This is a genomic window from Flavobacterium sp. DG1-102-2, assembly GCF_033042555.1.
GTDB lineage: Bacteria > Bacteroidota > Bacteroidia > Flavobacteriales > Flavobacteriaceae > Flavobacterium.
In genome coordinates this window covers 192,707-207,812 of record NZ_JAWLIK010000004.1, presented here as the reverse complement: position 1 = coordinate 207,812, position 15,106 = coordinate 192,707, and the positions used below count along the sequence as shown (strand labels likewise).

Sequence of the window (15,106 nt, the reverse complement as noted above, 5' to 3'; positions counted from 1 at the left end):
TACCATGCGCAACATTAAAGTTTTAACCGCTTTATTACTGACCCTATTCACAGTCTCCGTTAAAACTTTTGCACAGACCCCGCTGTCTAACCGCGCAGAAGTAAGCCTTCTTACCTGCGGCCCGGGTAACGAATTATATTCCGTTTTTGGACATACAGCGATAAGGGTATATGACCCTGCTACACGTTTTGATGTGGTATACAACTTTGGAACTTTTGATTTTGATACGCCAAACTTTTACGCAAAATTTACTAAGGGCGATCTTCAGTATTTTGTATCCGCAAGTTCATATGACGATTTTATATATACCTACCAATATTACAACAGGGATGTCTATGAGCAGTTCTTAAACCTGACTGCCCAGCAGAAACAGGACATAGCAAACGAACTGAACCACAGGCTTACCAGCGAAGACAAATTTTACACTTATAAGTTTATTCACCGCAACTGCACCACCATGGTTGCCGATATCCTGAACAAATACCTTACCCAGAAAATATCGCTTACAAACGAAGACAGCGGACTTACCTACAGGAAGATCATCCGCAACAAATTAAGCAACGGAAATCATTTTTTTGAAGACCTGGGCATCAGCCTGACCTTTGGCGCGCCTACAGATGATGTACAGGATAAGCTTTTCCTTCCTAAAGAACTACTGCAGGGCGTAGCGGACACTAAGACACCTGTCGGGCCTTTGGCTAAGCCAACAGTAACTGTTTTTAAAGCACAGCCTGTAAAACCTGAATTTTCATTCAATAATTTTATCGTTTACACTATTGCGATACTAATATTGTTAAGCCTTACAGGTTTTAAACTGATGCAGCGCTCTTATCTCGCCATAGCGGGACTTATGGGAATCTTTTTTGTATTTATAGGGTTCTATTCGTCCCATTCTGAACTGATATGGAACTACAATGTATTATTGTGTAATCCGCTTTTGCTTGTTGTGCTTTACTTTAATTTTAGGGGTAATAAAAAAGCGATTGTAATTAGTTCTTACACGTGTTTAGCATGCATTGGCATATATCTGCTTTATATGCTGAATAAGCCCCATCTTACAATTATATTACCATTATTACTACTTACAGTAGTTTTGCTTGTAAGAGTTGTATATACTGCTAATAAAGCGTAGCTATCAAATGTATTACTTAGCTTAGCCCTGCAAAACAACTAATACCTGAGGATCTCAACTATATATAGAGTATAATTACGCTACGCCTAAAAGATATTATTACCTAAATAAAAGGGATAAAATCGAGGCAATAAAAAACCGATGCTTAAGGTTTTAAAACATCGGTTACTTTTTTATCTAAAAGCTGAAATTCAGAATTCATACTTTTATACTCCGGCACTATAAGTTTCATTCTCGAAACTACATCCTGAGCATCATAATTATTTGCTGCTTTGATAAGCTCGGCGAGGTTAGATTTAAGCTCGTAGAACTCTTCATATTCTTCCTGGGCGATCATTATTTTGTCATGGTGAGTTGGCAGCGTTTTAGAGGTATCGTTAAGAAGCTCTTCGTATAGTTTCTCTCCCGGCCTCAGGCCCACGATCTTAATTGCAATATCCTTATCAGGCGTGTATCCTGCAAGCATAATCATCTTTTTGGCAAGGTCTATAATCTTAACCGGTTTGCCCATGTCAAAGATATATATCTCCCCACCTTTACCCATTGCGCCTGCTTCAAGTACCAGCTGGCAGGCTTCGGGTATTGTCATAAAATAACGGATAATATCAGGGTGCGTAAGCGTTATTGGCCCACCCGCTTCAATTTGCTTTGTAAACAATGGCACTACAGAGCCGTTAGATCCTAACACATTGCCAAACCGTGTAGTGATAAATTTGGTTTTGCAGCCATCGTTCTCATTCAGGTTATTGTTATGTAGTGACTGCACAAACTTTTCCGCAATACGTTTGCTGGCACCCATTACATTGCTTGGGTTAACCGCTTTATCGGTAGAAACCATCACAAAGCTGTCGGCATTGTACTCGCAAGCCAGTTCGGCTACGTTTTTAGTTCCCTGAACATTTACAAATATTGCCTGTGACGGATTTTCTTCCATCAGTGGAACGTGCTTGTAAGCTGCTGCATGGTAAACTACCTGCGGCCTGTACTTTGCAAATATATTGTCCAGCGCTACCCTATCCCTAACGTCAGCGATAAGGCTGCATATTTTCACCTTGCTTTCGAGCTTGCTCATTTCAAGTCCCAAGTGGTGGAGCGGTGTCTCTGCCTGGTCGAGCATTATGATCGTACGCGGACTGAACTGAATAACCTGCCTTACAATCTCACTGCCTATAGAACCGGCTGCGCCTGTAATAAGAACGGTCTTATCTTTAATCTGGGTTGAAATAGATTTATTATCAAGCACGATAGGCTTTCTTTCCAATAAATCCTGTATCTGGAAATTCTTAACTTTTTTTGATATCTCTTTCTGGTCTTCCCAGTCAGATATCAAAGGAACGGTATACACTTTGTAGTTAAACTCAAGGCATTCGTCTACGAGGGTAAGACGCTCTTCTTTTGTAAGGCTTTTATCGGCAAGTACCAGCGCTTCCGCATTAAAGATGCGCATCAGTACAGATACTTTCTTCTTATGCTGTAATATAGGAAGGCCTAATATAAGTTTTGATTTGTTGTGATTTGATTTATCTACAAAACCAACGATCTTAAAACGTGCAGGAATTTCAGACTTCAACGCGTTTGCCACGGCAATTGCATTTGCATCAGACCCGTAGATGATTGCTCTCACAAGGCTTTGGGCACTACTGATACTGAAATAATTTTCGAACACCTGCTTTATCATTACCCTGTAAAGAAACAGGAACGTAAATGAGAAAATTGCGTTTATAAGGATACCTATGTTCAGATAAAGAAGATCTCCTGTAATGTTATCATACAATGCATTAATAGATAGCAGCAGGAACGCCGTTGTAAACTGGGAGAAAAATATCTTAACAGCATCAATGTATGAAGAGTGGCGGATAATTCCGGCATAGGTCCTGAATGCCCTGAAAGAGATAACACTAACAAAAATATAAAGTGGAACACTTATACTAAGATGTTCGTGTTTAATATACATTCTGCCGGTCCTGTAAATAAGGTAATAGGAAACGACTGCCGTAAAACAAACTACAGCGGTATCAAGCAAGAGGATAATCCAACGTGGCAGGTACCCCAGGCTCTGTAAAGATTCCCATAACTTCTGGGATTTTATCTTGTTTTTCTCGTTCACAGTATTACCAATTAACTATCGCAAAATCTTTTTCATATACACCATTCAACTGCCTAAAAGTAATTCAAAAAGACCAAGAATTAACACCTTGCTTAACATTTTAACAAATAAGACCTCTGTTTTGATTTAGCTAAAAAACAAAAGGACATAATATACTGAAAAACAATTGGTTAATACCGAGATTTAAACAACATCTTAAAAGTCAGAATTAAAGCACAAATGTACATTCAATTTTAAATCTATCAAAAAAATTAAGCGAAAATAATAATCATATAATTACCGACTCTCTTATTACCGAATTCTTATCAATCACCGTAGCAATTGCGATTACGCAATTAGGAGCTATATAGGTTGCCTCTCCAATTGCTGCACCTCCTGTTATCCGCACGCCCGGCATAAGAACACTATAGTTTTCAATTATTGAATCATGCTGAAGTGTGCAGGCAGTATTGATGAAACAAAAATCGGCAATGGTAATATCTGTAGTGAGTACACAAGCATCGGCTATATAACAACCCTTACCTATCACGACTGTATCTTCGTCGTGGATACTGGCTCCCGGATGGATTATCGACGGGAAATCTACTGCAATGGCACTAAGCTTTTCAGCCACTTTTTTTCTTACCTGTGGACTTCCAAAAGCCAGAATTACACCTAATCCATTGTTAGCGTTATCAAAAATCCACTGGGTACCGCCTAACACTTTATAGCCATTAATTAAAGTTCCGGCAGGAACGCCGTCATCTATAAAACCGACAAATTCATAGCCCGTTAACGGATGTTTTTTTATTACAGCTGCAATTTCACGTCCTACCCCACCTGCGCCAACTATAACTAACTGCTTAGGCATTTTGAGCTATTTTCTTAATTACAGAAATACGTACTGCTAAATAGATAACCGCCAAAACAATCAAAAAGGATAGACAAACTGGGATAGACAGTAATCCTTTATCAATAAGCACTATAACAATTATATTTATTAGAAACTGTAATACTGCATAAGTTAGAGAAACAGCAACATGTGGCCATTTCATTTCGTTAGCAAGATATTGGTATAGATGGCTTCTGTGAGGCTGGAAAATATTCTCTTTATTCTTTAACCTGTAAAGAATCGTTATCACAGCATCGACCCCATATACACCGAAGAATAATATGTAACCTGCCTGCCCTGTTTGAGCAATAAGTTTTATCATAAAGTAAGCAAGGAACAGCGCCATACTTACGCTGCCGACATCTCCGGCAAATGTTTTTGCTTTTTTCCTGACATTAAAAAAGCCAAAAACAATACAGGCCATTGCCATAATTATAAGCACATCTAATACTGTATCGTTTTTAAAAATCCATCCAAACGACACTATAGTCACAAGCGCATATAAAACTGTGATACCATTAATACCATCCATAAAGTTAAATGCATTTATCCAGCCAATAGATAATACTATCAGTACAGGAAGCCAGTATAATGCTGTACCCTGTAATAATTGCAGGTCATATAAAACTAAAGCTATGGCTATTAGATGAGATGCTATTCTGGGAAGCTGGTGAAGGGGTTTTATATCATCTATAAAGCTTACCAAACCTACCAGTACAACACCAACAGTAAAAGCTAAAGAAGCATTTCCTAAAACACAGGCTACAAACATTGCTACAGGAAATATGATTCCACCACCTCTAAGCGTGATGGAAGTATGCGACGACCTGTGGTTTGGTTTATCAATAATATTAAAACGGTCTGCTATTTTAAAATAGACAAGTTCCAATATAAAAAGGATAGCGACAATTAATAGATAATGCATTAAGATTTATTTAAAGGAATTAAATGTTTTGATAAGCCCATCCTTTGCCGAAACTGGAAACGGTTTACCTATGGCGGTAACAATTTTTGTATTGCTCACTATGTAGTTCTCGGTAAGCTTTTTTAGCCTTTCAGAGTTTAGCGGCAATTTAAATACATCTCCCGTTCTTGCCAGAGTATTTATTATTACCCTAGGCACATTCCATAAAGATATTTTTTTTGAAAGGCTCTGTCCTATAAGCACTATCAGGTCGTTTGTAGATAATGCTTCATCATCTGCAAACTGATAGACGCCTGACGGTATATCATTTTCAAGCATCTGCGCTATAGCAAAATTCAGATTATCTATGCTTAAAAAAGATCTTTTGTTTCTATATGCCGCCAAAGGATATGGAATTCCTTTTTTAACCACCGAAAATAAAAGATTTAGATTACCCTTATTACCGGGGCCATGTATCATACAAGGCCTTATAATGAACATCCTTTTATCTTCAGGAAGCCTTGCCGACAGCATGTACTCTTCTGCCTTTAACTTAGACTGCCCGTATGGAGTCTGAGGATTAGGCACAACGTTTTCATCAAGAATTCCTTCTACTGTATCGGCAGCTGCCTTAACACTACTGAAATAAAAAAAATCCTTGATATTGCTTTTCAGGAAAGCATCAAATAGGGCTTTGGTTAGTTCTGTATTAATAGTAAAATATTCTTCGGCATCACTAGCGTTTTTCGTATCATGCGCTTTACCTGCCAAATGAATTACAGCCTGTGCATCTGGATCAAATTTACTATGCCAGTTATTTTCACGTAATGAGAGCGACGCCACATCAAAGCCATTTGACTCAAGATAAGCCGATAGATTTTGCCCAACAAATCCTGACGCGCCTGTAATGATAATATTTTGCATTATTTAAACTGAGATAAAGCTCTAGTGTTAATCCTTTTTCTTTCACTGTCAAAAAACCAGCCCCATTTAGAAAAATAAGTAATAGCCGATTTTATAAATATTTTAAAAAGCCTTGAGCTTTTGTTTGCTCCCGATTCGTAACCATGATAAACACTTACCAAAGGGTAATAGATAGTCCGGTATTTTTCATGCATTCTTCTTGAAAGGTCCCAATCTTCAAAATACATAAAATAGGCATCATCATACATACCCACTTCTTTTATAGCCGATAGCCTGAGTAATGTAAAACATCCTGACAATATAGGCGCATTATAGATCTTGTCTGCAGGAACATTCCTTAACTCATATCTTTCTATAAATTTATTATAGAAAGACACAGGCTTTTTAAATTTCCTCATGAGTATGCTATAAGGCGAAGGCAAAAGTTTAGGCAAATTTTGGGTTGAACCGTCTTCATTAAGCACTTGCGGCATCATCATTCCCACATCGGGATTCTGCTCCATGTAATTCACCATTGGCGTAACAACATCTCCGGTAAAATAGGCATCAGGATTTACTATAAGGTGGTACTTTGAACCTTCTTCAATCGCTTTCTGGATAGCTATATTATGCGCAGCACCAAAACCAGGATTAGAGGGGTTGTGAATATAGATTATCTGCCCGCCTTCAAATGATCGTAGTTCATCTGTTGGGGAATTGTCAATTAAATAAAGTTTTAAATCTGCCATTTGATTAAGGCTGATCACAACCTTTTCAATATCAGACAGACTGGTTTTATACAAAACCACACTTGCTGTAATAATATTCATTTTTACCAACCGCTACGTTACATTTTTAACAGGATGCCATTTATTTGTTTCAAAATCAAATTTCTTTACAACTCTCGCAGGACTCCCTACTGCAATGCAAAAATCAGGTACATCTTTAGTTACCACAGAAGAAGCTCCTATAACGCATCCCACGCCAATTGTAACACCTGACATTATGCATACACCCTCGCCAATCCACACGTTATCCCTAATCGTAACAGGATTAGTTGATAATTTACGACTATTTGGGGCACTCATAGGACTATCAGGGCTCTCTCCGGTATACCTTCCGTGATTAATATCTGAGATAAAAACTTTGCTCGCTATAAGTACATTATTACCGAATATTATCTTTTCCCCTGCTGCAATATGGACGTAATCATTAATTTCTATATTATCGCCAAAAAAAAGAACCTTCTCTCCATCATTTTTAGGGTATGCTTCAATGCGGCATCCAAATCCAGTTGTAAAACCTTTACCAATTATAATGTTTCTTTTATTCCTGATATCAAAAGGCAGCCTTATGAGTCTCGCGCCGGGGAAAAAAAGCTTTGTATAAATCAGAGACATCAATAATTTAAAAGCTCCTATAAAACCATATCTTCTTAACATAATTCTTTATTTTAACATCAAATTGAATAACTCATCCCATCCTTTCACATATGGTTCATTGTAGTCAATCGCTTCAGTACGATCATATACAATACTCTCTTCTACGAATTCAAGTATTAAATTAGAGAGCTCAATTGGATTTTCGGGATCAAAAAACCGTACTTTATCATATTTTCCAACAGCTTCCTTAGCATAAGGTAAATCTGATGCAAATATAGGCTTATTAAATTGTTTAAATTCACTAATTGGCAGTCCCCATGTTTCCAATTTCGACGGAAATATCAAACAATCTGACAACGAATAATATCTATAAACTTCTTCTCTTTTTATTAACCCAATAAATTCTATATTCTTCAGATTTCTATACTTATTACAAATAGTTTGAGAATATTTATTTTCTGATCCATCTACGGTAATGATAATTTTAAATTTATTATTTTTCTGCGCAGCCAATATTGCAGCTTCACAAATAACTTCAATATTTTTAAATGGCCTTGGAAAAGTTGGGAAAAAGAAAGTGTCAACATTACTGTCATTACTTTTTTCAGATTCGAGAAATCTGTCAGGAACCGGTGATATTTGCGGTGGGGACACCACTACTTTATTACTTTGCAAATCAAACATTTCTACAAATCTGTTTTTCATCCATAACTGCTGGACTATGACATATTTATTTTTTTTAATATTTATTCTGTATAGAAATTTATAAAATAACCTGAAAAGAAACTGCGTCGGCTGTATATATAAATCACTAAAATTAATTTTATTAAACGGTGATGGATTATGGCAATAAACTGCTTGGGGTATACGTCCGACTGACGGTGTCATATCGTGAAGCGAAAACCAGAAAGCGACATTATTTTCTTTTGCAAATCTCCCAAAATAAATATATTCATAATACAGCCTATAAGCGTACGATGTTCTTGATTTTGAAAACTCGAGAAATCTAATATTTGGGTAATCAGCCTCATCAAAAAGCTCTTTTTTGTGAACTAACGCAATAAACGTGTATTTGGATGCAAACCTGCTGCTGTTAATGTAACCCAAACAGTCTTTAAGTACAGACAAAGGCCCTCCCTCAAAAAAATTTATTGCAGATATCGCAATTGTATCTTTAGGCATAATTATATTATTTCTAAATATGAATTTCTGATCTTTTCCGACCTAAAATTTTTTAAATCAGGAAAATCACTATCTTTAAATTGAATATTCAACATTTTAAGTACATTGTCTATAAACTCTGATTCAATAAATGAATGTACAATTTCTTTTGGTATAACACCTTTTAAAATTTCCTCTGCTCCGTTATTTATCAATGTTACAACGGGTATCTTGAGAGCCAAAGCCTCTACATAAACTAAAGGCATAGCTTCAGAATATGAAGTGTGTATAAATAACTGAGCACCCTTAATAACTGGAAGGGGATTTGCAAAAGATCCTAAAAGATGTATAGAATCATCCATACTTAGCTCTTTGATTAGTGATTTAAGATTGTCCTTTTCTTCACCCTCTCCTAAGATAACCAAATCATATTCAAAGTCAGGAATGGAGGTTCTCATTCTTGCAAATGTGTTTATCATAAAAGGATAATTTTTCACAGCTGCCAACCTGCCTACAGCGACTAAATATTTTTTACCTTTCAAATGCCCTGCAACATGAGGATCGACAATGTCACCGGCTTTTCTAAAAAACTGATCATCTAGAACCGCATTATAAATCACGGCCGTTTTTTCAAGCTTCACACCATAATTTTCTACCATGTCTCTTGACACCCCTTCTGAAACGCAAACTACTTTTGACGCATAATTATATGTTTTCCTAATTAAAATCGGAGCAATTTTACCTAATATTCCAAGATTATTCATTTCAATATCCTGATAACTATGCTGACTTATAATGACTTTAATTTTATTAAAAGTAAGTAGATTCGCCAATAAGGCTATAAAGTTTGGATAAGTTGGGCCGGTAATAAGACAATCTGCAGTTGTAGTTCTAATATATTTACGAAGTTGAAAAACACTTTTTCTTAAACGACTATCAGCAAACGAAATAACGTTTACCTCCTCTTTTAATTCAGATTTTAGATTCCCGATATATTGGCAAACAACAAAATCTACTTTGTGCCCATCACCAACAAAACTATTTGCAAGATTAACAAAAGCACGTTCTACCCCGCCTACATTTAAACTCGTAACAAAAAATGCAATGTGTTTTTTCGTTTCCATTCGATAAGTTCAACTTATTTTTATAAGTTGTTATAAATTTATTTTAAACAACGACTTAAAGAAGTAGGCAATGCTTACTAAAAATCTAAAAATTGTTTTGCGCCTTAAACTGTTTGAGCCATTAACAAGCGAATACACTAACAACATGTTTGCTTCAAAAAACTTTCCTCCGGTTATATAAATAAGAGCAATACGATATTTCAGTGCAGCTATGACTTTTTTCCTGTTTTTAGTGTTTTTTTCTAAATCAATATAGAAAGTGTAGAGAGCTTTATATCTATTTACCTGCCTTTCATCATAGAAGGTAAAATTACTATCTCCCACTGCATAGTACCCCAACACTTCCGGAATATGTTTAAAACTTATGCCCTTTTTTGCAAGTCGCAACCACAAATCAAAATCCTCAAGTCCGCTAATTTCCTTATCCTCACTAAATCCATCACTAGACAGTAATATATCTCTCCTGACACAGGTTGATGATGTGAAAATTGGGTTTAAATTATATAAAAGGTCGTAATAAGGATCTAATTTATCAAGCTGCCTGGACGACATGCGCTTAGGATTTTCTCCCACCTTGATGATATCAAGATCATGGTGCAGAAAATCAAGTTCTGCTAAATTAAGTGCTGCTATTCGCTCAAGCCTGCTTTCGGTATACCAATCGTCCGAATCCAAAAAACAAATCCAATCACCCAATGCCGCTTGAATTCCGAGGTTTCTGGGCGCAGCCGGACCACCTGAATTAACAGGCAAAAAAATATAATTTAGGTTGATCTTTCCTAAATAATCCATCGCAACACCCTTTGTATTATCAGACGAGCCATTATCACAAACAATTACTTCAAAATTTTTGAATGTTTGGCCCGCCAGTGATGTTAAACAACGATCGAGATCAGCTTCTCTATTAAAGGTGGGAATAACTATTGAAAAAAGAAATTTATTTTTATCCATCATTTATTAGTTGTCTAAAATTTGACCTTTATAATAAAGATTTATTGTAAAGAGGTTCTTTTTCAAAAAAATCAAATAAATCATTTATACCTCTTTCCAGATTCCAGGCGGGTTCAAAGCCTATACTGCGTATGAGCATATTATCAATCTTAAAGTGTTCAGGATTTTTACCGCCCGCTGTAGGCTGAGAAGTTATTTGTAACTCTGTTTTATACCTCTTTGCATATGCCTGCTTAACTTTTTCTGCTATTTCCATAATTGAAAGCGTAATACCAGAGCTGACATTATAAACACTATAATGCTCACCCGTTTCAATTATTGCCTGAACTGCTGCGCAAACATCCCATCCATGTATAAAATCACGAAGAGGTGATCCGTCAGATTGGAGCACAATCTTTTTTTCTGTAAAAGCCATTTTGCATAAATCGTTAATAACTAACCACCAACAGTTGTTATCTGAAAAAACAGGAGCCCCGTAGCTATTTGACAGCCTTACAGTGATACATTCAATTTCAGAATTACGGTTGTAATAATCACAAATAATTTCTCCTATATGATGTGTAAGACCATAGGGACTTTTTGTATTAGGAGTATTACTTTCATTTATACTACCGCTACCGACAGGTCCGTAAACCTGCATCGTAGAAAAATAGATAAATTTACCAAGATTATGTTTTGCAAAAATATCCAGAAAACTCCAAACGGGAGTAATATTTATCCTACTAACAACTGAAGGTGCGCCGCCATTAGATTGATGGTGATCCAGCGAAACCAGGTGTATGACTGTATCATAGCCATCCTGTGCAAGTTCTTTAATCAGTCCTTCATCCGTTACATCTCCTATAACAACCTTTTCAAGCTTTGAACTCCATAGCTCATTATATGGAGGATTATGACATAATGCTGTAATACGATGGCCCTGCATTGCGAGATACTGGCACATCCTTGAGCCGATATACCCGCCACCTCCGGTTACAAGTATTTTTTGCTTTACCATTGATATTGAATGTCGTCTATACTTTCCTTCCTCTCAACTTCTTGTGGATCATGCTCAAGATCAGCGAGGTTAAGCAGTAGATTATAATCTTTACCTACGCCAGAAAATGCAACCCAAACGTTTGGTGGTATTGTTATTCTCTGGTAATTATCCACACCCAATGTAACATCAAAAAAAGTTCCGTAGGATGCGCAGCCTTGCCTGTCATCATATATTACAAAGCGTATCTGACCCATAGGAACAACAAAATTAAGCGTCATTCTAAAATGCTTTTTCCAGGGTTTGGTATCATCATGGTGTATTGTAGAAAAATAAGCTTCACCAAATCCCGAAAATCCAGCATCACTTTTTTTCATACCATGAAATACATCACCCTTAGGATGATGTATTTGTTTCAGCGGAGTTAATAACACTCCTTCAATTGTTATTTTGTCCATGCCAGATTTTGCTTAGTTGCCAAATCCTCATATCCTTCAATTTGTGCTTGTGTGTAAGCAAACATATCAGGTTTATTTTTGTAAAATTCATAATACCAGTCGCTTGTATATTCCAGTAGCGTTTTATAATTAAGCGTAGGTTTCCATTTAAAATGAAAAAGTGCTTTATCACAATTAAGCTTCAGTAAGCCTGCTTCATGGAATTTAACATCCCCGGTAACGCGGTAAGCATCTTTTGAATCTTCAAAATGCCAACGTACACTCATATCTTCCAATATTTCCTTCACCGTATGGCTGTACTCCGCCTGTGGACCAAAATTAAAGCTTTCACCATTTAGAGAGTGATTTTTATATAATTGCTCCCCCAGCTGCAAATAACCGCTCAGAGGCTCAAGAACGTGCTGCCACGGCCTTGTTGCTTTAGGGCTTCTTATTTCAACATATTTACCTTCACTCCATGAACGCATACAATCAGGAATAATTCTGTCTAACGCCCAGTCACCACCGCCAATAACATTACCGGCGCGGGCGGTAACAACCTTAACAGGCATACCCTCATTTTTAAAAAAAGAGTAATAGTACGATTTAAATATAACTTCTGCAGCACCTTTACTTCCGCTATAAATATCCCTGCCCCCTACAGCATCGGTCTCTTTATATCCATAAATCCATTCAACATTGTCATAGCATTTATCGCTGGTAATAATTACAGCGGTACATGGCTTTTCATATTTACGGAGAACCTCTAATATATTTGCTGTACCCATAACATTACTCGAGATGGTGTCTAAAGGTTCCGCATAAGAAAATGAAACAATAGGCTGAGCAGCAAGATGAAATACAAAATCAGGAGAGACCTTTTTTATAATTTCGTCCATCTTCTCAAAATCACGAATATCTGCTGTAAAATGAGACATTTTCTCTGCTAGATTAAGCTCTTCAAACATTGAAGGTTTTGTGGGTATATCTTTTGATATACCATAAACGTCGGCACCTAAAGCCAAAAGCCATGTACAAAGCCAGCTCCCTTTAAATCCTGTATTCCCTGTAACTAATACTTTTTTATCCCTGTATATGTCTCCAAATAATTTTTTTTCTACCATTTTACCCAAGGCGCTTTATCATTATTATATAAATCATTTAAGAGACTATATTCTCTTGAAGTATCCATAGGCTGCCAAAAACCATCATGTTCAAAGACTTTAAGCTCACTCATTTCTACAAGTTTTTTCATTGGTTCCTGCTCTAACACAAGATCTTCTTCGTCAGTAAGTAAATCAAGAAATTCATTATTACAAACAAAATACCCACCATTAATACGTCCTCCACTTGCCTGGGGTTTTTCATTAAATCCAGTAATTGTAGAACCATCTTCGGCAACACCCAGCTCTCCAAAACGTCCCGGTGGCCTAACACCCGTAAGCGTAACCATTTTACCGTGAGATTTATGGAACTCCACTAGCTTTTGTATATCTATATCTCCTACACCATCTCCGTATGTAAGCATAAAATAAGGATCATTCCCTATATATTTTTTTATCTTTTTAACCCTGGCGCCTGTCATTGATTTAATTCCTGTTTCTGCAAGAGTTATTTCCCATCCGTCTTCATCATGGCTTGCTTCTGAGATCACCTGTTCAGATTTTTTACCTAATTTAATCGTAACGTCTGAGCTTCTCAGTTCATAATTAATAAAAAAATCTTTTATAACCTCGCTTTTATACCCCATACATAAAACAAAATTATTGTAACCATAAGTGGCATAGGTTTTCATAATATGCCAAATAATAGGCTTCCCTCCTATAGGAATCATAGGTTTAGGTATATCATCGGCTACATCGCGAATTCGTGTTCCATACCCTCCGCATAATATTACTGCTTTCATTTGCTATTTATTTCTTTTTATTGATTTATTGATTTATTGATTTATTGATTTATTGATTTAAGAATCATCACTAAAACTGATCTGCGGCTTATCGGCCCATCTGCATATTAGTATGTTAAATATTATAAGTGGCGTAAATAAAATTACGGCACTATTTAAAAAAAGTATAAGCGCTATCATATAGAGCTTTGATTTTCTGGTGCAATATATTATAAAAATCAACACCAAAACAGTAGTTATCACACCGTTTTCTACCAGCATTTTTATGATCTGATTTGATTCACCTTTATCAAGCGTTTTTTCGATGTAGGCTGGTGAACGGCCAAGTACAAAATCGGACGGCGAAGCTCCAGCTACCAACAACAATGACATTGACGCCCTTTCTTCTCTGTCATCGGAAGATGATGGACCTAATTTTTCAAGGAGCTTATCCTTTGGTATAAAAAGGTAAAACAGCAGAAAAACGAAAATAAGTAAAAAATTTACAACCTTTTCACTTATTCGTAGTGTCTCAAAAATGCGATAAAAAACACTTACGCCAAAAACAGCAGCAAACACAAGCCAGGACATTGTTGACATTGAAGCCATTGCCCCAAAAAAAACAACTACTTTGGAGATAAAAACAACATTTTTATGCCTGTTGAGTTTATGTAAAAGAAAAAAATTCGTCGTAAGAAAAAAACCTAAGTAACTTGGTTCGAAAAAATAGTAACAAACCCTTCCAATTGCAAAAGATTCCAACTCTTTTACATTTATATAACCTAAAAAAGGAAAATAATAATAAACATAACCGTCATCACCGCCAACGAGTTTTAGAAAATAAGGAAGCAGTCCTAAATTGTAAGTCAAAAAAGATAAGATCGAAAAGAACGAAGTAATCAAAATTAAATAAAAGTATAACTTTATCATTATTTCTTTTCCTCCTCTCAGCCTATCAAAACCTATTAATCCACAAATAGCCAATAAAATATATAAAAAGAAAAATATTCCCTCCATGAAATATCCCGCGGCAGTCCAGTAGACCACCTGAAAAAGGAGAAAAACTACAAATGGAAAATAGAAGTAGAAAAATCTTTTTTTTCTTGATACTGAAAACAATAAAAAGATAGTTGAAACAAACAAAAAGAATGACTTTATCACTATCCCTACATCTGCAGACATAACAAAAGGAGGGGAAATCAAAATAAGCGTCCCAACCAAAAAAACAATCAGTAAAGTCGTGTAGTTAAACTTCATTACAAAATGTTGCTTC

General features: G+C 36.2%; 15 protein-coding genes. 1 reads left to right on the top strand and 14 read right to left on the bottom strand.

Annotated features, from left to right (window positions below; genetic code table 11):
• Nucleotides 1–4 precede the first annotated feature (4 nt).
• A complete protein-coding gene (locus R1T16_RS08175; protein WP_317500609.1) occupies nucleotides 5–1,132 on the top strand; it encodes a DUF4105 domain-containing protein in 1,128 nt (375 codons plus the stop codon).
• Between the two features lie 145 nt (nucleotides 1,133–1,277).
• Here R1T16_RS08175 and R1T16_RS08170 read toward each other — a convergent pair whose 3' ends face one another.
• The 14 genes from R1T16_RS08170 to R1T16_RS08105 form a co-directional block, all read right to left on the bottom strand.
• The gene (locus tag R1T16_RS08170; protein ID WP_411162023.1) at nucleotides 1,278–3,239 is read right to left on the bottom strand and encodes a polysaccharide biosynthesis protein; all 1,962 of its coding nucleotides are present in this window, start codon (nucleotides 3,237–3,239) and stop codon (nucleotides 1,278–1,280) included.
• A 268-nt stretch (nucleotides 3,240–3,507) separates the two neighbouring features.
• Nucleotides 3,508–4,089: a hypothetical protein gene (locus tag R1T16_RS08165; RefSeq protein WP_317500608.1), complete on the bottom strand. Its 582-nt coding sequence runs from the start codon at nucleotides 4,087–4,089 to the stop codon at nucleotides 3,508–3,510.
• Nucleotides 4,082–5,035 (bottom strand): UDP-GlcNAc--UDP-phosphate GlcNAc-1-phosphate transferase, encoded by a 954-nt coding sequence (locus tag R1T16_RS08160; protein ID WP_317500607.1) that lies wholly within the window; start codon nucleotides 5,033–5,035, stop codon nucleotides 4,082–4,084. Before R1T16_RS08160 ends, R1T16_RS08165 begins: the two co-directional genes overlap by 8 nt.
• Before the next feature lie 6 nt (nucleotides 5,036–5,041).
• On the bottom strand, nucleotides 5,042–5,938 hold the full coding sequence (locus R1T16_RS08155) for an NAD-dependent epimerase/dehydratase family protein (RefSeq protein WP_317500606.1): 897 nt from the start codon (nucleotides 5,936–5,938) through the stop codon (nucleotides 5,042–5,044).
• A complete protein-coding gene (locus R1T16_RS08150) occupies nucleotides 5,938–6,747 on the bottom strand; it encodes a glycosyltransferase (protein WP_317500605.1) in 810 nt (269 codons plus the stop codon). Before R1T16_RS08150 ends, R1T16_RS08155 begins: the two co-directional genes overlap by 1 nt.
• 12 nt (nucleotides 6,748–6,759) lie before the next feature.
• Nucleotides 6,760–7,359 (bottom strand): acetyltransferase, encoded by a 600-nt coding sequence (locus tag R1T16_RS08145; RefSeq protein WP_317500604.1) that lies wholly within the window; start codon nucleotides 7,357–7,359, stop codon nucleotides 6,760–6,762.
• A gap of 6 nt (nucleotides 7,360–7,365) precedes the next feature.
• Nucleotides 7,366–8,481, bottom strand: coding sequence for a glycosyltransferase (locus R1T16_RS08140; RefSeq protein ID WP_317500603.1), 1,116 nt, complete (start codon nucleotides 8,479–8,481; stop codon nucleotides 7,366–7,368).
• Nucleotides 8,482–8,483: 2 nt separating this feature from the next.
• Complete coding sequence (locus R1T16_RS08135) at nucleotides 8,484–9,584, bottom strand: glycosyltransferase (protein WP_317500602.1); 1,101 nt, start codon at nucleotides 9,582–9,584, stop codon at nucleotides 8,484–8,486.
• A 30-nt stretch (nucleotides 9,585–9,614) separates the two neighbouring features.
• On the bottom strand, nucleotides 9,615–10,538 hold the full coding sequence (locus R1T16_RS08130) for a glycosyltransferase family 2 protein (RefSeq protein WP_317500601.1): 924 nt from the start codon (nucleotides 10,536–10,538) through the stop codon (nucleotides 9,615–9,617).
• Nucleotides 10,539–10,563: 25 nt separating this feature from the next.
• Nucleotides 10,564–11,532 (bottom strand): NAD(P)-dependent oxidoreductase, encoded by a 969-nt coding sequence (locus tag R1T16_RS08125; protein WP_317500600.1) that lies wholly within the window; start codon nucleotides 11,530–11,532, stop codon nucleotides 10,564–10,566.
• Complete coding sequence (locus R1T16_RS08120; protein ID WP_317500599.1) at nucleotides 11,526–11,969, bottom strand: dTDP-4-dehydrorhamnose 3,5-epimerase; 444 nt, start codon at nucleotides 11,967–11,969, stop codon at nucleotides 11,526–11,528. The genes R1T16_RS08125 and R1T16_RS08120 overlap by 7 nt, the downstream gene beginning before the upstream one ends.
• Nucleotides 11,957–13,072, bottom strand: coding sequence for a CDP-glucose 4,6-dehydratase (gene rfbG / locus R1T16_RS08115; RefSeq protein ID WP_317500598.1), 1,116 nt, complete (start codon nucleotides 13,070–13,072; stop codon nucleotides 11,957–11,959). Before rfbG ends, R1T16_RS08120 begins: the two co-directional genes overlap by 13 nt.
• Complete coding sequence (gene rfbF / locus R1T16_RS08110; protein ID WP_317500597.1) at nucleotides 13,066–13,854, bottom strand: glucose-1-phosphate cytidylyltransferase; 789 nt, start codon at nucleotides 13,852–13,854, stop codon at nucleotides 13,066–13,068. Before rfbF ends, rfbG begins: the two co-directional genes overlap by 7 nt.
• 57 nt (nucleotides 13,855–13,911) lie before the next feature.
• Nucleotides 13,912–15,090, bottom strand: coding sequence for a hypothetical protein (locus R1T16_RS08105; protein WP_317500596.1), 1,179 nt, complete (start codon nucleotides 15,088–15,090; stop codon nucleotides 13,912–13,914).
• Nucleotides 15,091–15,106: the final 16 nt, after the last annotated feature.